This is a genomic window from Paenibacillus sp. FSL E2-0190 (genome assembly GCF_037992965.1).
Lineage (GTDB): Bacteria > Bacillota > Bacilli > Paenibacillales > Paenibacillaceae > Paenibacillus_AQ > Paenibacillus_AQ odorifer.
The window spans coordinates 472201-497422 of record NZ_CP150306.1; the positions used below are offsets into that span (position 1 = coordinate 472201).

The window sequence follows — 25222 nt, forward strand, 5'->3', positions numbered from 1 at the left end:
TTTGTGCAAAAAAACTCTTCACGTAGAATAGACTAGCTTATATTTCCACTTAATACAATTTAGTTTTTAAATGAATTCTGACTTGCCAAGCAGTAAATATAAGAGTAATATATTCTACATTGTAACATAAGTTCAAAATTGAACCGACGGTATGATTATAGAATGGAGGATTCCAAAATGAAAACGAAAGAAAGTAAAGCGTCCTATGGGATTTTGGCAATCCTTATGATTGGTGCATTTGTTGCTTTACTGAGTAATACCTTGCTCAATATAGCTTTACCATCGATTATGAAGGATTTTGATGTCAGTGCCTCAACGGTACAGTGGTTATCGACGGGTTATATGCTAGTGAACGGGATCATGATTCCTTCAACGGCCTTTTTAATTCAAAAGTATACAGCCAGACGATTATTCCTAATCGCCATTGGATTATTTGCAATAGGGACCTTCATTGGAGGCTTTGCTCCAAGTTTCCCTGTATTATTGATTGCGAGAATGGTCCAAGCCTCAGGGGCCGCGATTATGATGCCATTATTAATGAATGTATTGTTCACCACATTTCCACCTGAAAAACGTGGCTCGGCCATGGGGATGTTTGGTTTGGTTATGATTTTTGCACCAGCCATTGGTCCTACACTCTCAGGATGGATTATTCAGCATTATGAATGGCCTGTGCTGTTCTTTATGATTGCACCGATCGCCGTATTGGTGTTCATTCTTGCCTTCTTCAAACTGCATGATCCTAAAAAAGATGTGGCTATTAAAATTGATATTCTATCTGTAGTTCTATCAGCGATTGGGTTCGGGGGTCTTCTATACGGCTTCAGTTCCGCTGGGAATAAAGGATGGGATGATCCAATGGTCTACTCCACCCTTATTATCGGGGTTATTGGTTTAGTGATATTCATTATGCGCCAGATGAAGATGAAGGAGCCTATGCTTAACTTCAGAGTGTACAAATATCCGATGTTCGCTTTATCCTCAGCGATTTCGATTACACTGAATATGGCGATGTTCTCAGCCATGATGTTAATGCCGATTTATCTGCAAAATATTAGAGGTATTTCACCTCTGGATTCGGGACTCCTAATGTTGCCTGGTGCTTTGATTATGGGGGTTATGTCTCCAATCACAGGTAAATTGTTCGATAAATTCGGCGGCAAAGTCTTAGCGTTAATCGGTCTGGCTATCGTAGTGATCAGTACGTATTTCTTTAGTGATCTAACTGAGACAACGAAATATTCGACACTTATGATTTTGTATTCTGTGAGAATGTTCGGGATTTCAATGGTTATGATGCCTGTGATGACCAATGGTCTGAACTCCATCCCGGCTAAATATACACCACATGGTACAGCCATGAACAGTACGATTCAGCAAGTCTCCGGGGCGATTGGCGGGGCGCTGCTTGTAACGATTATGTCTAACAGTACTACTTCACATGTCAAAGATATGGTAGCTGAGGCTGTGAGTAAATTAACGGCTAAGCCTTCTGCAGAGCAATTGCTTGGCATTCAAAACCAAGTCATCGCAAAAGCAACGATCGAAGGAATTAATGATGCGTTCTTAGTGTCAGTAGGCGTTGCCATTATTGCCTTTATCCTAGCTTTCTTCATAAAAAGAGGGATACAGCCTAAGGATACAGAAACAGTCGAGGAAAAAGTGGCTGTTAAACAAGTTTCATCCGCTAGATCGATGTAATTTGATATGTAGAAAGACGCTCACCTATGGTGGGCGTCTTTTTGTCTTAATTAAAAATAGAACTCTGAGTGAGTCTTGGTCCATCTTGAATGACCGTTATGGAGTCGTTTCCACCTACATAAATTCTATTTGTGAGCGGGTTTAGCACAGTGCTGCCTGATACGGAGGAGAATCTTGCGAGCCGTTTAAACGTGGTGGCGTTATAAACGGACATATGATTCTTATCAAAATTACCAACAAATAAATGATTTGTATTCGGGTTGATAATCGTGTTGGAGGAGGTAGGCAACACCTTTGTGGTTATAATTTTGTTGTTGCGCCCATCTATGACAAACAGCCTGCCCTTACCCTCCACTTGTGCACTTGAGACATAAATACGATTCTTCAGCGGATTTATAACGACCTCACTTTGCAAACGTCCCAGCTGTACATTACGCAACAATTTATTGGTTCGGCCATTGATCACAGAAAGAAACCGGCTCAAGTTATTAGCGACATAAATACGATTGGTAATTTTATTAAGTGCTGGCGCTATCACGGGGTTACTTCCGACTTTTATTGTCGCAATGATCGCCTGTGTAGTTCCGTTAATGACGGTGACGCTATCATTTACTGTATTGGTCACATAGACACGGTTGGTAAGCTCATTGATAACAATTCTGGAGGGGCGTCCACCGATTTCAATCTTTTTACGGACCTGATTTGTTTTCCCGTCTATGATGAATAGGGTTCCGAATGCGCTAGTTACATAAATCAGATTGGTTCGAATATTTACTCCGATATTGTCTGGGAATCGGCCTACTTTGACAGTTTTGATTACCTGGTTTGTCCGCCCGTTTATGACAGATACGTTTTCGTCACGGAAGTTAGGTACATAAATCCGGTTGGTTTGGGGGTTGATTCCGAGCTGAGACGGCAGTCTTCCTACAGGGATCCGAGCGATAATGCGATTAGTTCTGCCCTCCAATACCCCGATAGTTCCAGCCTCGGTGTCTGGGTTTACAAAGTATACTCGATTCGTGACGACATTTACTTTTATATCTCCGATCGGTCCGGCAGAGCGGACTGTAGCAATCACTTTTGGCTGCGCCATGCTTTTACCCCTTTCCAAGTAAATAGATACTTCATTATATTTAGGCTTAGGCAAAAGGGTACTTCATTTATCCTTGCAAGATATATATTAGGAGTGTAGAATGGTACTCCATTATCCAAATATTAGGTTAGGTGTAAGCGTTTTATTTTTTGAGAAATTGAGATTGATTGGAGGTTGGGGTTGAGATGGTGAAATCAGTGTTGTCGGATATTTTATTAACACCTGATAAGACGCAGGCTCATAGCGAATTATTAGAGGAAATTGGGCAGTATATCACACAAGAAATTCTAAATCATCCGTTAATGAAAGAGGAGAGTCAGCGGGTAAGTATTCTCCTTGATGGATCGACCGCACTTGGTGTGGTGGATGAGCAGTCGGATGTGGATGTAATCATTATTTGTCAGGACGAGTATTATAGCAGCATTAATCATCGGTTCGAGCAAGCGGGGCTGATCCCGGAGCAAAGTAGTTTTTTTATGGATTTACGACTTCCCAGCGGCAAGTCCGGACATTACACACTGCATAAAATATCAGAAATCAAAGCGGCGTTAATGAGCGGAAATATGGAATGGCTGTGGAATGCTTCTATTTCTTATATCTACTATGACCGATTGGATGTAAAGTCGCTTTTTGATGCCTATGTGCCCCTCCAACCTGAAGTCCTAATGAGATTTCGTAAGAATTCATACATACAGTTAAGAAGTTATGCCAAAAGCTTAGATAATCCGGTAGTGCGTGGCGACGCCTTTCCTATTTTATTTTTAGCGGTTTCTCTTTATAAAGAAGCATTACGCTGTGCCATTACTATTGAAGGTCACCCCTACCCCTATGACAAATGGCTGGTACCTGTAGCCAAACAAACGACTGTCGGCCGAAAGATTATGGAGTGTGCGGGCGATTTTTGGAGTTTTATTAGAGATGATGAATCCTTTGCCCCTATGTACCAGGAGGATAATAACTTTGTCAAAATGGAAAAACGATTCCGGAAGATACTTGTAGAGGAATTCCGCATGCGGGGGATCGATGAATCTTGGTTAGTAGAGTGGTGGAAGTTTATGGAGGAGTGAGTGGAGCTATAGGGTGTTTGGTGAGTAGAGTAGCTGTGGTGGCGGGGTTGCTGGGGATGGCTGTAGTGGCTGGGATGGTCGGAGTGGTGGAATGGTCGGATGGTTGAAGTGGCTATAAGTATTTGGGTGAGTGGCTAGCTGGCTGTAGTGATTAAGTAACTTAAATGACTCCCCTTCCTCCTCTTGATTATGGTAAGGTATATTGAAGTGGAATTTTAGTGAGAGGTGATTATATGGACGGGACAGTTTCAATATTAGGAGTTCCCTTTTCAAAACTAACACTACATGAGACAACACTTCATCTAACAAAGCATATTCAATCTGGGGAATCGAAACTTTTCCATTTGATCACGGCTAACCCGGAAATTACGATAACAAGTCAATCGGACGAGCTGCTACGAACCATACTTCAAGAAGCGGATCTAATCACTCCTGACGGGATTGGCATTGTGATGGCATCAAAAAGAAAAGGCGATCCTATTGCTGAGAGGGTAACTGGATATGAGCTGCTTCTTGAGCTTTTGGAGCAAGGAAATAGCTTGGGATGGAGTTTTTATTTCTTGGGAACAGATGAGCTTACCAGCTGTAAAGCGGTCGAAAAGATCACGGAGTTATATCCGAATGTGAAGATTGCAGGAAGACATAATGGTTTTCTTACCAAGGAAGAGGAGCCTGCCATTGTAGCAGAAATACAGCGCGCACAGCCAGATTTCCTGATCGTTGCGATGGGTGCGCCATACTCTGACAAATGGGTATATAAGCACAAACAGGAGCTTACGCAGGTAAAAGTTGTTTTTGGCGTGGGGGGCAGCTTAGATGTAATAGCGGGAAAAGTTACTCCTGCACCAGCGCTATGGAAAAAACTCAATCTAGAGTGGTTGCATCGACTTTTGTTCGCTCCCGTTGCGAAGGGACAAAAGTCGCGATGGCGCAGACAGGCAGTGCTGCCCAAATTCGTGTTCCGAGCTATGATTAGGAAATGAAGAAAAGGCCTCGTTTATGGGGCCTTTTTTAGGTTCGATTGGTGGGAGAGGAGGAGGGGGCAGGTGTGAGAGTTGGGAGTAAGGAGTAGGGGGAAGAGTAAGAGAGATTAGTGGGAGTAAGGTGAGGAGTATGAGCAAGAGTGAGTAGTGAGATTGAGGTAAGGAGTAGGAGTAGGAGTAGGAGTAGGAGTAGGAGTAGGAGTAGGAGTAGGAGTAGGAGTAGGAGTAGGAGTAGGAGTAGAGTAAGAGTAAGAGTAAGAGTAAGAGTAAGAGTAAGAGTAAGTAGTGGGATTGAGGTAAGGAATGGGAGCAAAAGTGAGTAGTGGGAGTATGTGTAAGAGTGGTGAGTAGGATGTAAGTGCGACTATAGCTGTGACCTTTAAACAAATTAATAATAATAAACAACACCGATTCTGGTTGATGCCATAGTCTCGTATTTAATTCAAACTAAAAGCTAAAGAGGAACAATAAGGGCAAAAATGCCCCTGAGTCACTGGAATTCCGCCCGAAGAGGCAAAAGAAAGGCAAAAATGCCCTAGATCGGGCGCAATACAGCCCTAAGGGGCAAAAGAAAGGCAAAAATGCCCTAGATCGGGTGCAATTCAACCCGAAGTGGCAAAAGAAAGGCAAAAATGCCCTAGAATCGGTGCAATACAGCCCGAAGAGGCAAAAGAAAGGCAAAAATGCCCTTGAATCGTTGCATTTCAGCCCGAAGTGGCAAAACAAGGGCAAAAATGCCCTAGATCGGGTGCAATACAGCCCGACGAATCAAATCAACGGTATAAATCCCGTAGAATGAGCCAAATCCGGCCCGACGAAGTGAATCAACGGTATAAATCCCGTAGACTGAGCCGAATCCGGCCCGACGAAGCAAATCAACGGTATAAATCCCGCAGAATGAGCCGAATCCGGCCTGAAGCAGCAAATCAACGGTATAAATCCCGCAGAATGAGCCGAGTCCGGCCCGAAGCAGCAAATCAACGGTATAAATCCCGTAGACTGAGCCGAATCCGGCCCAAAGCAGCAAATCACCGGTATAAATCCCGTAGACTGAGCCGAATCCGGCCCAAAGCAGCAAATCACCGGTATAAATCCCGTAGAATGTCCCCAACCCGCCCGGTTACTATCCATTACCAACAGGGAGTCGGTTTTCGCCACACATTTAATGTGATCCCTACTATGATGAGTGAAATTTGTTTAATTGAGCAGATACATCCGCGTCAATTATAAATAGGGCAGGAGTTTATCGCTGCAAAATAAAAAACTGACACCGCTATACCAGCGATATCAGTTTACAGTTTTTAGCGATTAAGCTAGCGGCTGCCTATTTTTAGCTTGTTCCTCTCGCATCCACTGTGACAACTGGCGTTTGAGCTTAAGGAATTCGGGAGAGTCCGTAATCTCATCACGGCGTGGCCGCGGAAACGGCACATCGACTGTATGCAGAATGGAGCCGGGGCGGCCGGAAAATACATAGATACGATTAGAGAGCAACAACGCTTCTTCGATGTTGTGAGTAATGAACAGCACAGAGCGGCGATTCTCTTCCCACAGCTCAAGCAGCCAGCGCTGCATTTCACTGCGAGTTAGTGCATCGAGTGCGCTGAAAGGTTCATCCAGCAACATTAGCTCCTGGGGAGCGAGCAATGCTCTGAGAAAAGCTGCACGCTGCTGCATCCCGCCAGACAGCATATGCGGATAAGCATGTTCGAACCCGCTTAACCCAACCTTGGTAAGCCACTGGCGCGCTTCCTCGCGGGCTCCATCCCGCAGTGCACCTTTGATCTCCCCAGCAAGCAGCACATTATCCTCAATTGTACGCCAAGGAAAAAGCGCAGGCTGCTGCGGCATATAACTAATTTCACCGCGTTGACCTGTAACGACCTTACCGTTCATGCGGATCGTGCCTGCATCGGGTTTCACAAGGCCGCCAATCATATGGAATAAGGTGCTTTTTCCGCAGCCGGAAGGACCAACGATCGAAACGAACTCTTGTTGCTCTACCTTGAGAGAGACATTATTCAGAACTTTCGTCTCACGGCGACGATGGGAAAAAGATTTGGAGATGCCGCTCACTTCAAGGGCGGGTGCCACGGTATGAGCTTCAGGAGAGCTTATGACTTCTGTTGTTCTGTGTTGCATTTGCGTCGCTTGAGACATACAGGCATCTTCCTTTCTATGAGTTACGGCGCGGCTTCCAGCGAACCAGCCATTTTTCCAGCAATGCAATAATAGCAAAGAGTACAAGACTTAAAAGTACAATAATAACAATAGCAACAAACATCCGATCCGTACGATATGCGGATTTCTGCAGAAGCATATAATAGCCAATACCTTTATCCGCACCAATCCATTCAGCGACCACGGCGCCCATAACCGCATAAGTAGCAGATATTTTTACGCCGGAAAATAGTGCCGGGATAGAAGAGGGCAGCTCCAGCTTGGTGAAGATTTGCCACTTGCTTGCGCCAGCCATTTTCATATAATTCATCATGACCTGATCACTTTGGGCCAGACCGCCCATCGCAGCGACAGCTACCGGGAAGAAACATACTAGTGTAATCAGCACGATTTTGGGCAAAAGACCAAAGCCGAACCAGATAATGAGCAGGGGTCCGAGCGCGATGGAGGGAACATTTTGACTCAGAATAATAAGTGGATAAAAAGCCCGTCTAGCCCAAGGCAAAAGATGCAAAAGCAAAGCAACGATCAGGCCTACCCCCGTACCAATGGGAAAACCAATTAAAGTGAGCCGCAGCGTAGCCATCGTATGAGCCCAAAGACCAGAAGCGTTACTGGTGGATTCACGGGCAATATCAGCAGGACTCGGCAGAATCCAGGATTCAATATGAAATACAGATACAGATAGCTGCCATACGGTTAAAAAGAAGACGACCGCCACAAGGGGCGGCCATATTAGCTTCCATGTCGATCTCACGGCCGATATTTCTCCGTCAATTTATCCATGCTGATTCCGTTAGGATTATGAGCGATTTTGATCTGCGAAATTACGCTTGGACTGCCTGCTTCGATCAACGCCTCCTGCATCTGACGCACAACCTCCAGCAGCTCGCTAAGCTCACCTTCCATTGTGGTTTCCAGTGGATTCACTTGATGTTTAACACCGGATTTCTGAATGACCTCAATCGCTTTATCTACGTATGGGATGGAATCCTCATTGTTCGGAGTTTTTGGAATTACTTGAATGCTTAGTAGGGTGTTAGCCACAATAATCAATCCTCTCATTTTATAAGGTAAGTTTAAAAAGCCAACTTTGATAACGAAGTAATTCATTACAATTGTTGTTTACTCCGCCGGTAAAAAATCATTACTGAATGCACTAGCAGCATCCAGCGGTTTATCCAGCAACTTCAGATCGTACATCCAGTCGCCATAATTCTGCCAGACCTCGGTTTTTTGCTCGCCCCAGCGGGCAGCATCGTCCTTGTATTTTGGGCTAAGCCATTTTTGGCTAGCTAGGACAAGGTCGGCGTCCAGGTCAGGAACGGCCTTCGATAACATACCGGCAGCCTCTTCCGGATGATCTATGGCATATTGATAACCTTTTGATGTGGCTTTCATGAAGGCCTTCACCAGATCAGGATGATCTGCAATTTGCTTCTCACTCGTCGTCAGCACAGGCGTGTAATAATCGAGCTGCGGCGCATAATCCTTTAAGTACAGCATATCCAATGGCTCGCCACGCAACTCAGCCTCAACACCAGTCCAAGCGTAGAAAATCCAGGCGAAATCAATGTCACGTTTGACGGCGGTAAAATAATCAGCTTCACCGATACTGATCAGCTTCACCTTTTTCACATCGCCACCTTCAGGATCCATGATAGCTTTCATGGCTGCTTCTTCGGCCGGTGAGCCCCAGCCTCCGTAGGTTTTACCTTCGAAATCCTTTGGTGATTTAATATTGCGATCTACTGGAGCAGCGAATCCCGACGTATTATGCTGAATAATAGCTGCTATCGAGACAAGGGGCACGCCTTGTAGACGGGCTAGTGTTAATCCTTCTTGGGCGCTGATGCCAAATGCGGCTTCGCCAGAAGTAACCATAGTATCAGAACCCGCTGCGCCTGGCTGAACGATCTCGACGTCCAGACCTTCTTCAGCGTAGTAACCAAGATCCTTAGCTACGTATAGACCGGTATGATTCGTGTTCGGTGTCCAGTCGAGTGCGACTTTAACTTTGGTGAGCTCTTTTGGAGCATCCGTCCCAGCCGCAGCAGTTGGATCAGTAGCATTTGCTTTGTTTCCGGCTGTATTCCCATTGTTGCTGCCGCATCCGGCAATGGCAAGAATGAGTACACAGGTGAGGCACAACGTAAGTGCTTTTTTAAGGTGCATGTCTTCTTCTCTCCTTTAAGGTTACAAGAATCCCGTCTTCACAACATGAACCGTAAAGTGTAGTATGTACGTTTTTCTACATCTTTTAGTGATCTTACAAAAAAAGCGCCCCGAGTGATCGGGACGCTGGCTTGGCGCAAGGTTAGTTAAGGTCACAGGGACCAGAACCAATTGGCGATTCCTACGCTGGCATTATCCAGATCAGGTATAAGGGTCAGTATCTTGTGGGATACAATCTCAGCCGGCCAATTCCAGCACCCCTGGTTCTATGAAGTTAACGGGTATTTCTATGTGCAATATAAGTAAGCATAAGTTTTGTACCCATACTTTATATCTTATATTTCTCGCATACGGTGTATTATAGACGGCTGTACTCGGAATGTCTAGTAGTGCACTCCTGAATTTTTCCAATCAAGTAGTTTCTTTTTTGCTAGTCTAGATCTTTATATTTCTTGCGGTGACGCCGTTTAAGCTCACTAACCAGCGCCCCTAGCGTGAGGACAACGCTGATCAGAATCCCGCTCATGATCACGAAGAGGGCAAGAAATTCAAAGGGAGAATAACCAATCATTTTACTCCATTGAATCTTTCCATCCAGATCGTCAATGACCTGATTCATGCCGTAAATCCCGCTTACTACCGTAAATACAGTAAGAATCATCAGCAGATTATCCCGTCGCTTGGACTGAAACTTATCCTGATACTGAAACAGGTCATTTAAGGTTTCTTTCACTTCCTCGAACAAAGCGTCGTTTCCGTATACTTTACGCAGCTGAAGAAATATCTCCCGGCCCTGCGACTGGGAAATCAACTCCAAGAAGTAGAACTTTGCCGAGAACTTATTGATGGAGTAGATTAGATTGTCTATTTCCTCATAATCATGATTAATCCGAAGTCGGGAGTGCATATTGGCGAGCTTTAGCAGAACGATTTTGTGGAAAATATTGAGTAAAAATCCGTAATAATATTGCCCGTACATCTGGTTGGCTAGACTAACAGCAATCTCCTGTTCAGCGCGGGTCATGCAGCAAAAGGTTTGCTCATTCATCATATAATATGTGTCTGGACCCCAGCGATTATAGGAATGCTCATGACAATAGTTTGCAATATACGCTGGATCGCTGGCACTGGCATAGGGCTTTCCGTTCAGATTAATTCCATCAAGCTGTGAGGCGCGATAGCGTAGATTTACACTAATCTCATCAGAGCTTTCTTCATTCTGAAAGCCGTAAAAAGCTTGCACCTGCATTCTTTCATCTACGAAAAAAGGAAGGGTCTCGAAATAAGCCCCATTGATATCCGATTGATCCAGATATGGCTCCAGTCCATCCACCAAATTTCGGAAGACAAAATCCTCTACCATCTCATAGGTCTGTTCCCCGCAATGAATATAAGTGTAATCATCCTGTATGAAGGTATTCTCTAGCGCACGGAAACGATCCGCGAATTCTAGGGCAATACTAAAGGGAATTGAATCCCCCTCCAGCTGGACACGTATCGTCACGAATCCAAGCTGAAAAGGACATATGAATATATCCGTCGAGAGAATTTTGAAAAATATAGATTGCTGCGGAATCTCCAGAATGCAGTCGAGATTATTTACTCTGGAAAAACGGCGAAACGAGTCGGCATCCTTCCTGCGTGGAAAAAGGACATGTGCAGCAAACGGTAAATAGGTGCGCTCCATTCGTTCATGGGAAACACAGTAGCCATCTCCGTAATAGGCAGCTTCAAGCTCTTTATTATCCAGAAAAAAACGTGTGAAGCCGTCGTCCTGTAATTGCTGGATAAGCTGCTTAGAATCGCCCTTTTTTATAGAAAAGGGAAATATAAACTGCATGAGCGCAGTATGTAACAAAGGCTCAGTTGAAGACTCATTCATTCATCGTCCATCCTTGTGCTCAGAATATGCTTATAGATCACATTACCCTAAAAGGATAACGTTGATACTGTTCTAAATACGGGAACTCTTTCCTTTCAACGCTTGCATGGACTGGAACCTCCATGCGGCAATGCTTAGCAGAAACAAGAAGGCGGCAAAAGCGGCCAGTAATCCGGCTGTTTGTGCCACTTCTAAATGGTCCATAGACCAGCCCATAAACAGAGGTAGCAAAGCACCGCCAACACCTCCGGAAGCAATCATAATGCTGGGTGTTGACTCTTCGGTGCCAGGCAGCATTTTGCTGGAGTAGACTAAAGCAATGGAGAAAATACCGGACATAAACAGCCCCAGCAGCAGAATTACAATGAAAGCAGCCATTCGATTGTCAGTGAACGGAAAGAGTGTCAGCAGTAACAAGGTTAGTAAACAGCTGCTGAGAATGTACACGCGATAAGATATTTTTTCGGCAATTACACCCGCAAACAATCTTCCTGTAGACATCGCCAGCCAAAAGAAAGTGACTGTCAGTGCTGCGGCAGACTCCGTCATCCCTAGCTTGGCAATAAAGATAGCCGGCATAAAGTTGACTAAACTCATCTCTGTGCCTACATAAAGAAAAAAGAAAACGATGAAGATCCCTAACAGAATCCATTGCTTACCTTTATACGGAAATTTTTTGTTAGAACGTGAGCTTGAGGATTGCGAATTGTCTGCTCCTTGGACAGAGGCGCGTTCATCCAGCATTCGTTGTAGATTACCGAAATGCCCTCTTGTCCAGAGGATAAGAGAAATTAAGGAGAAGGCAGCGACGATTAGAAAGGCCAATCTCCACGCTCCGGCAGCAATGAGCGGACTGGCGATAAGCGGCATCACGAGTGCGCCTATCCCGAATAGCACTTCAAGCCGGCTCATTGCAATAGCAGTTCCTTCGGTTACAGCACCAATAATAATGGTGCCGATAACAGCTTCGATCATCCCGAAACCAAAACCTGCGGCAACAGCGATAACATACATCCAGCCCCAAGGCGGTAGAAAGGCGTAGGCAATTTCTGCAACTAGTAGAAGACTGGTGGCAATGAGGATGCCTCCACGTTTTCCGAAGCGGCGATTAAGCAGGGGAGAGACCAACACACCTGCTAAAAAACCAGCGAATTGACTAAAGATTAATTCACCGCCAGCACTATAATTTTGATCATAATGTTGCAGTAGAACGGGCAGAATAGATCCCAGCACAACATGTGCCAGACCGATAACGAAGTAGGAAAGACAGCCGATCCAAATCAGTTTTTTCACGAAGTAAGCTCCTTATCTTGAAGTAGTTTATGAGGTAAGGTCGGATTCAATGTGAACCTGAAGGGTACATTATAATAAGCACCATTGTTATGATAAATCCAAACGGTGAGCTTGGATATATAAACTTTTGTTTACATGCTTGAAGGGAGAGATTTACGTAATGGATAACAAACAACTGGAGCAACTCATTATTAAGGCATTGGATGACAACAAGTTCGGTTCCTTTGGTACGATCGAAGAAGGAAATAAGCCGAAAGTACGTTATATGGCCATTTTCCATGAGGGTTTGAGAATTTATTTGGCTACAAATCGCAAAACTCATAAAGTGGAGGAGTTATCCGATAATCCGAATGCTTTTGTACTGCTTGGCTATGAGGCAGGCGGAAGCAAAGATGTGCTGGAGATTGAAGCAACTGCTACCGTCTCTAAGGATGAAGGCTTGCGCTCCAAGGTATGGAATAAAGAGCTGGAGCCATGGTTTACAGGACCTGATGATCCTAATTATGTAATTTTGGAGCTTACTCCAACACGTATTGAGTATGTAGGCAGCAATAAAGAGCATGGAGTATGGCAGCCGTAAGCTATAGCTTTGAATTGATCAAACAGCCCTCCTATCCCATATGGGGTAGGAGGGCTGTTTGATGTGTTATAATGACTTCAACTTTTTAGGTATTCATATCGGGGAGGAGCTAAAGCTACATGAGCGTTACTCTGTTATATATTGAAGATGATCGTGAAATTGGCAGTGTAGTGTCTGCTGATTTAAGCGAAAGAGGATATAGTGTCCGCTGGTTACGGAGCGGCGAAGGAGCAATGGAAGAAGCCGGTGCCTGCCAACTGGCTATTCTCGATGTTATGCTACCAGGTCTGGACGGGTTTACGATCGGGCAACGTTTGAAACGTTCTTACCCTAAGCTGCCCATTTTGATGCTTTCCGCCCGGACCTCTATTGATGATAAGCTGCAAGGTTTGGAGTTCGCAGATGATTATTTGACCAAGCCTTTTCATCCGGATGAATTGGCCGCTCGAATTGAGGTGCTGCTCCGAAGGAATGGGGCATCTGTTCAGGATTCGCTCACACTTAAACATCTAGTCGTATATGAAGGGGATAACCGCGTAATGAATGCTCAGACTCAGGAAGAAATCATGCTTACAGGTAAGCAATTTCAGATTTTTTCCTATTTGCTGCGTCATCTTAACCAAATTATGACGAAGGAGCAGATCTACGAGGCCGTGTGGGGTGAGGCTTATATCGAAGGAGATAAAACTCTGATGGTACATATTCGTTATTTGCGTGAAAAGCTGGAGCTTGATCCGGGTAATCCGGAAATTATCGAAACTGTCCGTGGGATCGGCTACCGGGTAAGAGCATGAGAGGATTAGAGCGCATTCGCAAGAAACGTAATTCCTCTTTGTTATCAGGGTATTTGCTAATTATCGTATCTGCACTGCTATTTATCCCTGTGGTCCTTCCGTTGTCTTTTGTTGGCTACAATATTCTTAACGAAGTGACCAAAGGTGCCCCGCCTGTAGATACATCCCTGTATTCGAATATTGCACCGCTGGAGACTATGTGGCATAAAGAGGCACTTCACTTAGAAAATGCTTCTTCGGAAGCCATAAATCAGCGGCTGCATGAATTGAGTCGAAAATACACTGAGGCTACTATGTTTTGGGTAGACGGGCAGGGAAAAACCCAGTTGATTCTCACGCCTGAAGAAGGGGATAAGGATAAGATTTACCCTGAAGTTCCTGATCAGTGGACTGCGGCTGAGGCTATTTCATTTATGAAAGAAAGTACGAATCGTGATCCTTTAGCCATCGTTGCTTTCGTGGGGGACAAAGTGGAGGCAGACAAGGGATTTATGGTGATGCAAATTCCAAGCAAGCTGCTGAACAAAGGGGCTTATGGGGGATTAGGGGCTTGGGCTTGGTATAACTTTGTGTTATTTACCCTTTTTGGAGGGTTCGCTCTGGTTTCATGGATGTTCTTTAGAAAAATTCGCAAACGGCTGCTGCAACTGCAAACCGCGATGACGATCACAGGCCCGGATAGAATGCCTAAGTCTATAGTGACAGGAAAACTGGACGAGATCGGTCGCTTGGAGGAAGCTTTTAATACGATGGTAACTAAACTGGATGAAAGCCGACGCAGGGAAATAGAAGAGGAAGAGTTGCGTAAGCGTCTAGTCTCGAATTTATCTCACGATTTACGCACACCCCTAACCGTCATTCGCAGCCATATCCATGTTATGACCAAAGAGGATCTGACCTCAAAAGGTAAGCAGTCCTTACAGCTTATGGATGAGCGTATTGCGGATCTTAGCGTCCTGATCGAGAATCTTTTATCTTACAATCTGCTCAATAGTGGACGGGTAACCTTAAAGCTGGAACGTAAAGATGTTTTACGCTTGTTACGGGAAAGTGCGGCTGCTTGGTACCCCGTATGGGAAAAAGAGGGCTTCGATATTGATATTAACCTGGAAGCCGAACCGCTATTCTGGAGGGTGGATGAGGTCTGGTTCCGCCGTATTCTCGATAATTTGTATCAAAACATTGTACGACATGCCAGCAGCGGGCATTATGTCGGGATCTCAACGGAGCAACGTAATGAACAACGTGCCATAATTATTGCGGATCATGGTCGAGGCATTCAGAGTCCATCCGATTACAAGGGGGCAGGTTTGGGATTGTCTATCGTCGATCTTTTGATGAAGCATATGGAGCTGGAATGGGTTGTGGAGAGCACAGGCAAAGGCACTTCTATTGTAATCTTTGATCCGCGTCGTGAAATTTAAACAAAACTTAAACTTGGCACTTCCTTGTTCTTAACCTTGGGACGTTATGCTGTATACCGAGGTGAAGAACATGGAAGAAACAGTGATTAAAACTAAGGATTTATTGAAAAAATATCGTGGCCGGGCTGCGGTAGAAAATTTGAATTTAAATATCCGTAAGGGAGAGATTTATGGTTTTCTGGGCCCAAACGGAGCTGGGAAAACTACAACAATCCGTATGCTGCTTGGCCTAATTACACCGACATCTGGAAAAATTGAAGTGTTCGGCCAGGATCTTCGGAAGAATAAGCTGCAAATTTTACGGAAGGTAGGGTCGCTTGTCGAATCCCCCTCGTATTATGGGCATCTGAGTGCTGTGGACAATCTCGAAGCGATCCGCCGCATTCTGGATGTTCCGAAGTCACGAATCGCTGAGGTGCTAGATATTGTTTCTCTAACCGGGGAAGAGAGACGTCCGGTCAAAGGGTTCTCCCTCGGGATGAAGCAGAGACTCGGTATCGCAGCTGCCTTGCTAGGGAATCCAGAGCTGCTTATTCTGGACGAGCCAACGAACGGACTCGACCCGTCAGGGATTCAGGAAATTCGTGGGCTTATCAAACGTTTGCCACAGGAGCAAGGAATTACGGTTGTAGTATCCAGTCACCTGCTTAGTGAAATTGAACAAATGGCAGATACCGTGGGTATTATTCGCCAAGGGCAAATGGTATACCAAGATACAATAGCTAATCTGCAACAACAGGCTGCTGGCGAGATACGCCTTGCGGTTTCGGAACCAGAGTCTGCGTTACGTCTCGCTGGAGGCCGGGGGTATGAAGGGACACTACAAGAGCAAAAACTGATTTTTTCAAGAATGAACGATGCAAGAGTAGCGCTGCTAGTCAAGGCTTTGGTAGAGAATGGGCACGCTGTCTATCGTGTAGAGGAGCGGAGACAATCGCTTGAGGACTTCTTCCTACAGGTTGTGGGAGGCGGGGAATCATGATGTGGCGGGCGTTGTCAGCGGATTGGCTTAAAATCCGCGGCAAAGGAATTTGGTTTCTAGTGTTTCTAGGACCGATTGGTCTAGTAGCCATGCAGGGCCTTAACTTTGGCCTTCGTTATGATTATCTGCGTCAGCAGTATAGCGCGGATTTATGGGGAGGACTTCTGGATAATGTGTCCGGGTTTGTGCCCACAGCTCTTTTTCTGGGAGGCACTTTAGTATGCTCGTTGATTGCAAATGTCGAACATCAGATGAGTTCATGGAAGCAGCTCTTGGCACTGCCTATCTCTCGTACCTCAGTGTTTATGGCTAAGTTAATGCTCTGTCTGCTGCTAGTGGCAGTTTCCTGCTTGTTGCTCTCAGTGGGGATAGTTGTTTTAGGGCTTATTTTGGGCTTCAAAGCGGATCTTATTCCTTATGTGGATGTAGTGCGGATTGGCTTTATGTCCTATATTGCGGCTCTGCCGGTCATCGCGCTACAGCTGTGGCTTTCTCTGGCTAATCGTAATCAGACACTGCCAGTTGCCCTGGGGATCACATTATCTTTGACGTCATTTTTCTCCATGTTCCTTTCGGAGTGGGTGCCTTTAACATGGCCATATTTGGCGTGGGACTCTTCTAATCGCCTTTTGTTCAGCGGTGCGGGTCTGCTGCTGGGAATGCTGGTGTTTTTGCCGGGTGCAGTGCATTTCGCTCGAAAGGATGTGGATTAAGATGATGTCATTTTGGAGAGTATTGTCCTCAGAGCGATTAAAAATGTCTAAATCATATGTTTGGCTTTTAGTCATAGGAAGTCCGGTTTTATCACTGGTTCCCGGATTGTTATCGGATAATCAAGGTGAGAAGATGTCTTGGGAGCTGCTGTTAAGTGTGATGTCAATGATGCATGCTTTGCTGTTTCTGCCTGTGCTTTCAGGCATTTTTGCGGCCCTGATCTGTCGTTATGAGCATCATGACGGTGGTTGGAAGCTATTGTTGTCTCTGCCTGTAACCCGGTTGTCGGTGTATCTCTCAAAATATGTGATGATCATCGGATTGCTGGCAGCTGTGCAAATAACGTTCCTCGTTATGGTGCTGGGAATGGGCTTGTTCCAAGGGGCTCCAGATCCAATCCCTTGGGCGCAACTGCTAAAATCAGTATTTGGCGGCTTTGTAGCCTGTCTACCTCTCGCCGCATTGCAGCTGGCGATCTCGCAAAGCTGGAGCAGTTTTGGCGCACCGCTGGCGCTGAATGTGAGTCTGACCATTCCCAATATACTGATCGCTAATTCTTCAACCTACGGCCCCTATTATCCTTGGGTACAGCCGTTGTTGGCCATGAGTCATTATGGTGATGACGGATTTGGTGCCTTTAATCTGCCTTTAGAGACACTGATGATGATAGTGGGAGGAAGCTTGATTGTCTTTTTTGCCGCAGGACTAATCTCCTTTTATCGTAAAGCAGTCTAATTCACAATCAGAGGCTATAAACTCCTCCTCAATGGACATCCCGTGCTGTTTTTCTTATAATTAAAGAATATAATTAGCTAAGATGGAGGAGGGCGAGAGCATGGAGCCAACGGCATTAGAGGACTGCGACAATACATGCAAGGGTTCAGAGCTTGAACCGGAATCCATTGCATTGATCCTGCCAGACCGTGGGATTACTGATAAAATGGCAGAAATGTTCAAAGCGTTGGGTGATCCAACACGAGTGCGGCTCATTTACGCTTTGTCACAGCAAGAATTATGTGTACATGATTTGTCCGTGATCCTTGATATGGGCCAATCTGCGATATCCCATCAGCTCCGTTATTTACGGAATCTACGGATCGTGAAGCGGCGTAAAGAGGGGAAAACGGTATTCTATTCGCTGAACGATGCGCATGTGGAGCAGATCTTTTTGCAGACCCACGAGCATGTCCGACACGAATAGCTAGTTGCAAAAAAAGAGGGACTCCCAGCAGCCATTGAATGGCTTTTGGGAGTCCCTCTTTTTATTATGCCGACGAGTCCCAACCATCCACTACAGCTTACGGACCCAGCTGACGTTATTTGCACAATAATCGCTTTTTGAGCAGAGTTGCGGACCTCAGTGCAGTTATTCTTTAGAAAGAGGTCTTATTTTGCTCTTTTTCATGCCAATAGCGCCTATGGGGTCCGATAATATGCTAAACCGGGGATAATACTGCTTTTAGTGTCAATTGGGTCCGTTAGCTGTGTGGTTTGCGACAAATATTGCTCTAATGAAGCTAAGTGGCATCTCAGCTTAACTAAGTAACATCTCAACTAAACTAAGTAGCATCCCAATTAAACCAGGCTGCGTCGGGGTTAACCAATGCGTTTAAATCCACTGAAGCCTTGTATTTCGAAGTAAGGATTTAGCTTATTAGCTGGCTTGATTTAGGTTCTTCGTTAGGTTTGGTTTTCTAAAGGACAACACTAGCCAGACACATTGCACAGCAAGCACTAGCAGGATAAATAGATCGATTCCCATGTATTCACTCGTATTATCGTTGCCCACAAACTGAATTAAATTATGTATAAAGTGAAAGGATATCAGCGGAAGAATATTATTATTTTTTAGCATCAACAAGGCTAGCGCAAAACCGATCAGAAGCGCATATACGAGTTGTAGAAGAATTTGTGTGATATCTGTGCTGGATAATGCATTAAGTAAGTGGGTAATAGAGAAAAGAATACTTGAAGTGATCACTGCTGTTTTAGCCCCTTTAGGAAGCAAGGTCTTAAAAATCAAACCGCGATAGATACTTTCCTCCACAAAAGCGACCAGCAGGGTGAAGAAGATAAAGAACAGTACCTCAGATGCACTGATCTCACGAAATCCCTTAAAGGATATGGTAATCAGGACCACTACTAGCGGGGCATAATAGATCCAGTTGCCCGAGGATATGGTGTTTAGAGGTCGGAAGCCAAGCGTGCTCCATTTGCGCTTAACTGTAAAGTAGATGATGAGTACAAGCGCGATTGGGATGAAGGAGATAAGTACAGGGGCGGTGTACGCAAGTTCCTTAATTGTTGCGTAAGCCCCGGCGGCAGTTACGGCTACAAGTAATAACACCTCGATAATAACTACGCTCCAAATAGGGTGTTTCTGTGAAAAAGAAGACGTTTTGGCTAGCTTTGACATGTTCTAAATTCATCCCTTCTGTGTAAATCATTTGCCCATCGAGCTTCATTGATAATGGGGTCATTCGTATGTAAGAAACTTACTTTGGGTCATACATGATTTTACATATTTTCACGTAAAGGTCAATTGATTTAATTTTTAAGATAATGTAGAAAAATGGTGTATATCGCGTATTGACCTTGAAATATAAAGGGAATATAATAGGGCTAAGATAACATATGAACAAGTGCTCATATATGGTTTTTATTTGAGGAGATGTGCCGTATGGATACAATGCAAGGAAAATTAAAACGTCAGTGGGAATTAGAAGGCTTGGATTGCGCCAATTGCGCGATGAAAATTGAAGATAAGGTGAAGAAGATTGAAGGTGTATCGTCTTGTTCCGTTAATTTTGTAACAAAAACAATGACGTTGGAAACTGCCGCAGGGTATGAGGAGTCAGCGATTGTAGAAGCGAAGAAGACGGTGAAGGCACTTGAGCCCCACGTAAATGTGAAAGAGAAGGTTGGGGGCAATCACAAGGCGCGCAATAGTGGCGCTCATGAACATACGCATGATCACGAGCATGGTCATGAGCACGGCCATCAAGCTGCTGGACATCATCATGGTCATGAGGATGCTGAAGGTCATGGTCATACTCACGAGCACGGGGAAGGTGATACACGCAAAATATTGCTGCGGTTAGGCGCTGGTGGAATTCTGGCTCTAGCTGGGATATTCCTGCCCGTGAATGGAGTAGTTGAATTGCTGATCTTTTTGGCAGCCTATCTTATCGTGGGTGGTGAAGTTGTCTGGCAGGCGGTTAAGAACATCATCCGTGGCCAGGTGTTTGATGAGAATTTTCTGATGGCTCTGGCAACTATCGGTGCATTTGCGATTGGTGAGTATCCAGAGGGCGTGGCAGTAATGCTGTTTTACCAGATTGGAGAACTGTTCCAAGGTCTGGCTGTGAATCGTTCACGCCGATCTATTACGGCACTTATGGATATTCGCCCCGAGTTTGCCTATCTCAAGCTTGGAAATGATCTGAAGAAGGTCTCACCTGAGGAAGTAGCCATCGGAGATTTGATTGTTGTTAAACCCGGTGAGAAGGTACCCCTTGACGGAACAATACTTGAAGGTAACGCCATGATGGACACATCTGCACTTACTGGAGAGTCGGTACCACGATCAGCTGGTCCAGGAAGTGCGGTGTTAAGTGGTTTTATTAACCGGAACGGCGTAATTACTGTGCAAGTTACTCAGACCTTTGGAGAATCGGCCGTATCCAAAATACTGGAGCTAGTGCAGAATGCATCAAGCAACAAAGCTAAAACCGAGAACTTTATTACTAAATTTGCACGTGCCTACACGCCTGTAGTAGTGATCACAGCAGTTCTGCTGGCCATCGTTCCTCCACTGCTGATCAGTGGTGCGACTTTTTCGGATTGGATTTACCGTGCACTTGTATTCCTCGTAATCTCTTGTCCTTGTGCGCTTGTGGTCTCGATTCCACTGGGATTCTTCGGAGGGATTGGTGCAGCTTCACGCAGCGGTATTCTGATTAAGGGAAGCAACTACCTGGAAGCCCTAAATGATGTGAAGGTAGTTGTCTTTGATAAAACAGGAACGTTGACCAAGGGACAGTTTAAGGTTACGGGGATTTATCCGTCGGGTGGCAAATCTAAGGATGAATTACTGCGGACAGCCGCTTATGCGGAGAGCCATTCCAATCACCCGATCGCTGAGTCGATTCGGACGGCTTATGGTGAACAGATTTCTAAGGAAGCTATCTCCAATTACAATGAAATCTCTGGTCATGGTATCGAAGTAACTATCGAAGGCAAGACCGTATTTGCAGGTAACGCACGTCTGATGGAGCGTGAGGGAATTGCTTATGAGGTCCCAGAGCAGAGCGGTACCGTTGTTCACATTGCAGTAGATCATCAATATGAAGGTTATCTGGTGATCGCTGATGAAGTGAAGGAGGACTCACTGCAGGCCATTCAGCGCCTCAAAAAGCTGGGTATACGCAAGACGGTGATGCTGACAGGTGATGCTTCCGCCGTAGCTGAAGATGTAGGGAAGCAGTTAGGGGTAGATGAGGTACACGCAGAGCTTTTACCACAGCATAAGGTAGAGGCCATCGAGAAGCTGGATCGTGATAAGTCTCCACGCGAGAAGATTATTTTTGTCGGAGACGGAATTAATGATACTCCTGTACTGGCTAGAGCCGATGTCGGCATCGCTATGGGAGGACTTGGTTCCGACGCTGCCATTGAAGCAGCAGATATTGTAATTATGACCGATGAGCCTTCGAAGATTGCTGTAGCTATCGGAATTGCCAAGCGTACTCGAGCCATCGTATGGCAAAATATTATTTTTGCTTTAGGTGTAAAAGCTATATTCCTTCTGCTCGGTGCATTTGGGATTGCCACGATGTGGGAGGCAGTATTCTCAGATGTAGGGGTAACCGTACTTGCCGTACTGAACAGTATCCGAGCTTTAAAAGTGCAAGACGAGGGTTAAGAATCTTTGGTGTTTAAATAAATGATTTCAACAAAAGTAAGCTTTAGGATTCCGGTTTTAGGGGTCTTAGGGCTTATTTTTTTTATTCTCCAGCAAAGAATTTGTCTATTTTTGCCGATATAGAAGATATATCCACATCAGGAGATATTATAACAAATGGAGTGAGGAGGCTATTTCATCGTGAATGAAAATGAAATGAAAGGAAACAAGATGAAAAAAATGAGAAAAAATGTAACGAAGAGAAAAGCGACGTCAATTCAACTTAAGTGGTCATCTGTTATATTAGCTATTGCAATCGTGCCGCTCATGGTGGCGACCATATTTTTACTTGATTATTTCGGCAATGTCACACGCACAGACAGTGAGCAAATGGCGCAGGACACCATTAATACGAACACATTCCGGATGGATGAGTGGCTATCCAACAAAACCTCGTCCGTAAAGGATCTGGTGTCCCAGCATCCTGAGTTCGATTTTACAAATCCGGCAAGTATCTTCCCTGTGATAGAAGTGCTGGAGGAAAGTGACAGTGAGACAGAAGGTTACAGTGTCATTAGTAAAGACGGCCAGTTAACCAATATGATGAACATGACCGCAAATGTAGCAGATGCGAGCTATTTCTTGAAAGCGAAAGAAACACATGCGCCTGTGTTGGGGGAAATGTCCTATCTGGAGCAGCTTGATAAATATATCATTCCAATCGTAGTTCCTGTCATGGATAAGGATAAGCAATTTATGGGAGGTATTGTCTTCTCAATTACTCCTGAAGTTCTTGCCCAAATGAGTAATGAAATTACTATGGCGGATACCGGATTTGGATATGTAATCTCAAATGATGGCATGTATTATACTTATCCAGACGTCAGTCGTATGGGCAAAAAAATTACCGATTACGCTAAAGAGCCGGCTCTTCAGAAGGTCGTTGACAAGATTTTGAGCAACAAAGAGGGGTCCGAAACTTATAAGGGCGAAGATGGTAAGAAAGTCATTACATACTTTAAGACAATTCCAGATACTGATCTGAAGCTTCTTGTAACAGTGCCGGAGAAAGAGGTTTTTGCTAAAGTGACCTCTGCACAAAGAACAGCAATGTTCATCTTACTGGCAGTTATACTTGTCATAATTTTTGTTTCACTGTACCTTACTCGTCTTATCGTTAGACCCATTAAAGCTATTTCCTCGACTATGAAAAAGGTGGCAGAGGGTCATCTGAATGAGAGGGTTAAAGTGCAGTCCGGAGATGAGATCGGCGAGATGAGTCAAAATATCAATGATATGATTGAGACACTCTCCGGTATTGTCAACAAGATTGATACAACAGTAGTGGAGGTTACTTATTCCTCAGAAGGAATGCTGAAATCGGCTCAACGTTCGTCCTATACTTCAGCAGAGGTTGCCACAGTTATCCAAGAAGTAGCTCAAGGAATGGAAGAGCAATTTAGAGGGTCCGAGCAATCCGCAAGAGCAACGGAAGAGATGGCCGTAGGTTTGCAACGTATTGCTGAGTCCTCTGCAGCGGTATCAGATCAGGCTGAGACAGTCAACTCAGAAGTAGAGAGTGGTTATTTGGAAATTCAATCTACACTGCAACAGATGGCTGTTATCAGTTCCACAGCTAATCAGACTGCCGAGATGATTGGGAAATTAAGTGAGCAATCGGAACAAATCGGACAAATTGTGGATGTAATTTCTGAGATATCCAATCAGACAAGCTTATTATCTTTGAATGCTTCTATTGAGGCTGCCAGAGCTGGAGAACATGGTCGTGGCTTCGGTGTAGTTGCGAATGAGGTGAAAAAGTTAGCAGAGCGGACGAACAGCTCCATCATTAGTATAGTGGAGCTAATCGGCGGCATTCAGTCTTCAACAACAAGTGCAGCGGATTCCATGAAGAAGAGTATTGAGGAAATTGGCGATGGAATGGGGAAAATGCAAAACGTCGGTGTTTCCTTTGATCATATCCGTTCTTCGATCCGTGAAGTATCGTCGCAAATACAGGATGTGTCAGCAATTAATGAAGAGATGTCAGCCGGCACGGAAGAAATAACGGCTTCTATATCCGATATGCTCGGAATAGCTAAAGAATCTGCTGAGAATGCTCAGGCGGTCTCCTTAGCTTCAGCGGAGCAGACAGAGATTATGAAGGATGTCGTGTCCTCCGCGGAATCACTTAATGAAGTGATGTCTGTGCTGAAAGAAGAAATCGAAAAGTTTAAAAAGTAGGAGATAAACTGAGATTCATCTCCTAATAATACAAAAATCGCTCTCTGGGAGCTGGCGGGTGATCTCACCCATTCCCAAAGTAGCGATTTTTTTACGAATTAAACGCTGTCTTCCAGCTGTAGGCTCTCGATGCCTGCACGTACAATGTTGCAGGAGTGGTTCAATTTCTGGGTTTCCTCTGTATTTAAATTAAGCTCCAGCAGCTCTTGAATCCCAGTGTTGCCTATGATGGCGGGCACGCCCGTGCATACACCGCTATGTCCGTACTCTCCATCCAGAATGGCCGATACGGCGATAATTTTGTGCTCATCATTCAGGATCGAACGGGTAATGTAGGCAAGTGCGCTGCCAATCCCGAAATGTGTGGAGCCTTTACGGGTGAAAATTTCCCAGCCGGCATCTTTTGTCTTGCGGGAGATATCCTCCAGATCCAAATGCGGGAACCGCTCGCGATGCTGATCTAAAATTTGCAGAATAGGCTTGCCGCCAATTGTTACATGGGACCAAGCTACAAATTGGGATTCGCCATGTTCACCTAAGGCGTAGCCATTAACACTGCGCGGGTCAATGGAGAACACATCGGAGAGCAGGGTTTTTAGGCGCGACGAGTCAATGGAGGTCCCGGTACCAATAATTCTGTGGCGAGGCAGACCTGATATTTTCCAGACCATATAAGTGACAATATCGACCGGATTAGCGGCGACTACGAATATTCCATCAAATCCCCCAGCCATGATGTTGGTAATGATTTCTCGAGTAATAACCGCAGAGGCTTCCAATACGTCAAGTCGGGTCTGCCCGGCTGTTGGATTAGCACCAGCGGTTAAGATAACGACATCCATTTTTGCACAATCGCTATAGGTTCCGGCATACACCTTTGTGCGTGTGCTTGTGAAATCCATACAGTGCGAGAGATCAAGTGCTTGTGCCATAGCCCGATCATAGGTGCGGTCGATCATCATAATTTCGTCGCAAATGGCCTGATTAACCATGGAGTAAGCACAGCTTGAACCCACCATTCCGGCCCCGACGATGGCTACTTTTCTCGATTTACTTTTCAATTGCCTTGTCCTCACTCTCTAAAAGTTATACGCAGTATAGGCTTCCAAATGATATTTATTTCAGCATTAAGGTCTTTTGGAAGCTTATCGTTAGGTATGCTTATAGTTTAACGTATCCCTTCGCAAGTTACCTGACATCGGACTT

At 45.0% G+C, this 25222-nt stretch carries 22 protein-coding genes and 1 riboswitch; of the genes, 12 read left to right on the forward strand and 10 right to left on the reverse strand.

The window, feature by feature from the left end; genetic code table 11:
• The first annotated feature begins 177 nt into the window (after window positions 1–177).
• A complete protein-coding gene (locus tag NST25_RS02080; protein WP_076124605.1) occupies window positions 178–1701 on the forward strand; it encodes a DHA2 family efflux MFS transporter permease subunit in 1524 nt (507 codons plus the stop codon).
• Between the two features lie 46 nt (window positions 1702–1747).
• Here NST25_RS02080 and NST25_RS02085 read toward each other — a convergent pair whose 3' ends face one another.
• The gene (locus NST25_RS02085; RefSeq protein ID WP_339189292.1) at window positions 1748–2794 is read right to left on the reverse strand and encodes a YncE family protein; all 1047 of its coding nucleotides are present in this window, start codon (window positions 2792–2794) and stop codon (window positions 1748–1750) included.
• Between the two features lie 185 nt (window positions 2795–2979).
• Between NST25_RS02085 and NST25_RS02090 the strand changes: the two genes are divergently transcribed.
• Both NST25_RS02090 and NST25_RS02095 read left to right on the forward strand, forming a co-directional pair.
• Window positions 2980–3861, forward strand: a complete 882-nt coding sequence (locus NST25_RS02090; RefSeq protein ID WP_339189295.1) for a nucleotidyltransferase domain-containing protein — start codon at window positions 2980–2982, stop codon at window positions 3859–3861.
• 233 nt (window positions 3862–4094) lie between these two features.
• Window positions 4095–4844 carry a WecB/TagA/CpsF family glycosyltransferase gene (locus NST25_RS02095; protein ID WP_076192743.1) on the forward strand — a complete coding sequence of 250 codons (750 nt, stop codon included), beginning with the start codon at window positions 4095–4097 and terminating at the stop codon, window positions 4842–4844.
• A gap of 739 nt (window positions 4845–5583) precedes the next feature.
• Here NST25_RS02095 and NST25_RS02100 read toward each other — a convergent pair.
• The 7 genes from NST25_RS02100 to NST25_RS02130 all read right to left on the reverse strand — a co-directional run bounded on the left by NST25_RS02100 (window position 5584) and on the right by NST25_RS02130 (window position 12375).
• Window positions 5584–5955: a hypothetical protein gene (locus tag NST25_RS02100; RefSeq protein ID WP_340393252.1), complete on the reverse strand. Its 372-nt coding sequence runs from the start codon at window positions 5953–5955 to the stop codon at window positions 5584–5586.
• Window positions 5956–6152: 197 nt separating this feature from the next.
• On the reverse strand, window positions 6153–6986 hold the full coding sequence (locus tag NST25_RS02105; RefSeq protein ID WP_248549110.1) for an ABC transporter ATP-binding protein: 834 nt from the start codon (window positions 6984–6986) through the stop codon (window positions 6153–6155).
• A gap of 34 nt (window positions 6987–7020) precedes the next feature.
• Window positions 7021–7782, reverse strand: a complete 762-nt coding sequence (locus NST25_RS02110; protein WP_036682669.1) for an ABC transporter permease — start codon at window positions 7780–7782, stop codon at window positions 7021–7023.
• Window positions 7779–8072 (reverse strand): MTH1187 family thiamine-binding protein, encoded by a 294-nt coding sequence (locus NST25_RS02115; RefSeq protein WP_036682688.1) that lies wholly within the window; start codon window positions 8070–8072, stop codon window positions 7779–7781. Before NST25_RS02115 ends, NST25_RS02110 begins: the two co-directional genes overlap by 4 nt.
• 78 nt (window positions 8073–8150) lie before the next feature.
• Window positions 8151–9200 carry an ABC transporter substrate-binding protein gene (locus NST25_RS02120; RefSeq protein WP_076124596.1) on the reverse strand — a complete coding sequence of 350 codons (1050 nt, stop codon included), beginning with the start codon at window positions 9198–9200 and terminating at the stop codon, window positions 8151–8153.
• Between the two features lie 161 nt (window positions 9201–9361).
• A riboswitch (TPP riboswitch) is annotated at window positions 9362–9472 on the reverse strand.
• A 158-nt stretch (window positions 9473–9630) separates the two neighbouring features.
• Entirely contained in the window at window positions 9631–11082 is a 1452-nt protein-coding gene (locus NST25_RS02125; protein WP_076185225.1) for a hypothetical protein, read from the reverse strand.
• Window positions 11083–11154: 72 nt separating this feature from the next.
• Complete coding sequence (locus NST25_RS02130) at window positions 11155–12375, reverse strand: MFS transporter (RefSeq protein WP_248549109.1); 1221 nt, start codon at window positions 12373–12375, stop codon at window positions 11155–11157.
• Window positions 12376–12535: 160 nt separating this feature from the next.
• On the opposite strand from NST25_RS02130, the gene NST25_RS02135 reads away from it, so the two are divergent.
• From NST25_RS02135 to NST25_RS02165, 7 genes are all read left to right on the forward strand, one after another.
• Entirely contained in the window at window positions 12536–12955 is a 420-nt protein-coding gene (locus NST25_RS02135) for a pyridoxamine 5'-phosphate oxidase family protein (RefSeq protein ID WP_038568443.1), read from the forward strand.
• A 119-nt stretch (window positions 12956–13074) separates the two neighbouring features.
• Window positions 13075–13749, forward strand: coding sequence for a response regulator transcription factor (locus NST25_RS02140; protein WP_038568445.1), 675 nt, complete (start codon window positions 13075–13077; stop codon window positions 13747–13749).
• Complete coding sequence (locus tag NST25_RS02145; RefSeq protein ID WP_076142063.1) at window positions 13746–15173, forward strand: HAMP domain-containing sensor histidine kinase; 1428 nt, start codon at window positions 13746–13748, stop codon at window positions 15171–15173. Before NST25_RS02140 ends, NST25_RS02145 begins: the two co-directional genes overlap by 4 nt.
• Window positions 15174–15243: 70 nt before the next feature.
• Complete coding sequence (locus tag NST25_RS02150; protein WP_038568451.1) at window positions 15244–16155, forward strand: ABC transporter ATP-binding protein; 912 nt, start codon at window positions 15244–15246, stop codon at window positions 16153–16155.
• Entirely contained in the window at window positions 16152–16868 is a 717-nt protein-coding gene (locus NST25_RS02155) for an ABC transporter permease (protein WP_076124588.1), read from the forward strand. The genes NST25_RS02150 and NST25_RS02155 overlap by 4 nt, the downstream gene beginning before the upstream one ends.
• Window position 16869: 1 nt before the next feature.
• A complete protein-coding gene (locus tag NST25_RS02160; RefSeq protein ID WP_076124586.1) occupies window positions 16870–17604 on the forward strand; it encodes an ABC transporter permease in 735 nt (244 codons plus the stop codon).
• 100 nt (window positions 17605–17704) lie between these two features.
• Window positions 17705–18070, forward strand: coding sequence for a metalloregulator ArsR/SmtB family transcription factor (locus NST25_RS02165; RefSeq protein ID WP_036682656.1), 366 nt, complete (start codon window positions 17705–17707; stop codon window positions 18068–18070).
• Window positions 18071–18523: 453 nt separating this feature from the next.
• Here the strand turns inward: NST25_RS02165 and NST25_RS02170 are convergent, their stop codons facing one another.
• Window positions 18524–19285: a CPBP family intramembrane glutamic endopeptidase gene (locus NST25_RS02170; protein WP_076124584.1), complete on the reverse strand. Its 762-nt coding sequence runs from the start codon at window positions 19283–19285 to the stop codon at window positions 18524–18526.
• A 264-nt stretch (window positions 19286–19549) separates the two neighbouring features.
• Here NST25_RS02170 and NST25_RS02175 point away from each other — a divergent pair, with 264 nt between their 5' ends.
• Together NST25_RS02175 and NST25_RS02180 are read left to right on the forward strand one after the other, a co-directional pair.
• On the forward strand, window positions 19550–21793 hold the full coding sequence (locus tag NST25_RS02175; protein ID WP_076192751.1) for a heavy metal translocating P-type ATPase: 2244 nt from the start codon (window positions 19550–19552) through the stop codon (window positions 21791–21793).
• A 180-nt stretch (window positions 21794–21973) separates the two neighbouring features.
• Window positions 21974–24016 carry a methyl-accepting chemotaxis protein gene (locus tag NST25_RS02180; protein ID WP_254848740.1) on the forward strand — a complete coding sequence of 681 codons (2043 nt, stop codon included), beginning with the start codon at window positions 21974–21976 and terminating at the stop codon, window positions 24014–24016.
• Between the two features lie 98 nt (window positions 24017–24114).
• Here NST25_RS02180 and NST25_RS02185 read toward each other — a convergent pair whose 3' ends face one another.
• Window positions 24115–25077, reverse strand: a complete 963-nt coding sequence (locus NST25_RS02185) for an L-lactate dehydrogenase (protein ID WP_076124580.1) — start codon at window positions 25075–25077, stop codon at window positions 24115–24117.
• Between the last annotated feature and the right edge of the window lie 145 nt (window positions 25078–25222).

Bases quoted from the DNA above. Each gene is read 5' to 3' on its own strand.
- NST25_RS02080 (WP_076124605.1), top strand. From the start codon at position 178: ATGAAAACGAAAGAAAGTAAAGCGTCCTATGGGATTTTGGCAATCCTT.
- NST25_RS02085 (WP_339189292.1), bottom strand. From the start codon at position 2,794: ATGGCGCAGCCAAAAGTGATTGCTACAGTCCGCTCTGCCGGACCGATC.
- NST25_RS02090 (WP_339189295.1), top strand. From the start codon at position 2,980: ATGGTGAAATCAGTGTTGTCGGATATTTTATTAACACCTGATAAGACG.
- NST25_RS02095 (WP_076192743.1), top strand. From the start codon at position 4,095: ATGGACGGGACAGTTTCAATATTAGGAGTTCCCTTTTCAAAACTAACA.
- NST25_RS02105 (WP_248549110.1), bottom strand. From the start codon at position 6,986: ATGCAACACAGAACAACAGAAGTCATAAGCTCTCCTGAAGCTCATACC.
- NST25_RS02120 (WP_076124596.1), bottom strand. From the start codon at position 9,200: ATGCACCTTAAAAAAGCACTTACGTTGTGCCTCACCTGTGTACTCATT.
- NST25_RS02125 (WP_076185225.1), bottom strand. From the start codon at position 11,082: ATGAATGAGTCTTCAACTGAGCCTTTGTTACATACTGCGCTCATGCAG.
- NST25_RS02135 (WP_038568443.1), top strand. From the start codon at position 12,536: ATGGATAACAAACAACTGGAGCAACTCATTATTAAGGCATTGGATGAC.
- NST25_RS02140 (WP_038568445.1), top strand. From the start codon at position 13,075: ATGAGCGTTACTCTGTTATATATTGAAGATGATCGTGAAATTGGCAGT.
- NST25_RS02145 (WP_076142063.1), top strand. From the start codon at position 13,746: ATGAGAGGATTAGAGCGCATTCGCAAGAAACGTAATTCCTCTTTGTTA.
- NST25_RS02150 (WP_038568451.1), top strand. From the start codon at position 15,244: ATGGAAGAAACAGTGATTAAAACTAAGGATTTATTGAAAAAATATCGT.
- NST25_RS02155 (WP_076124588.1), top strand. From the start codon at position 16,152: ATGATGTGGCGGGCGTTGTCAGCGGATTGGCTTAAAATCCGCGGCAAA.
- NST25_RS02160 (WP_076124586.1), top strand. From the start codon at position 16,870: ATGATGTCATTTTGGAGAGTATTGTCCTCAGAGCGATTAAAAATGTCT.
- NST25_RS02165 (WP_036682656.1), top strand. From the start codon at position 17,705: ATGGAGCCAACGGCATTAGAGGACTGCGACAATACATGCAAGGGTTCA.
- NST25_RS02170 (WP_076124584.1), bottom strand. From the start codon at position 19,285: ATGTCAAAGCTAGCCAAAACGTCTTCTTTTTCACAGAAACACCCTATT.
- NST25_RS02175 (WP_076192751.1), top strand. From the start codon at position 19,550: ATGGATACAATGCAAGGAAAATTAAAACGTCAGTGGGAATTAGAAGGC.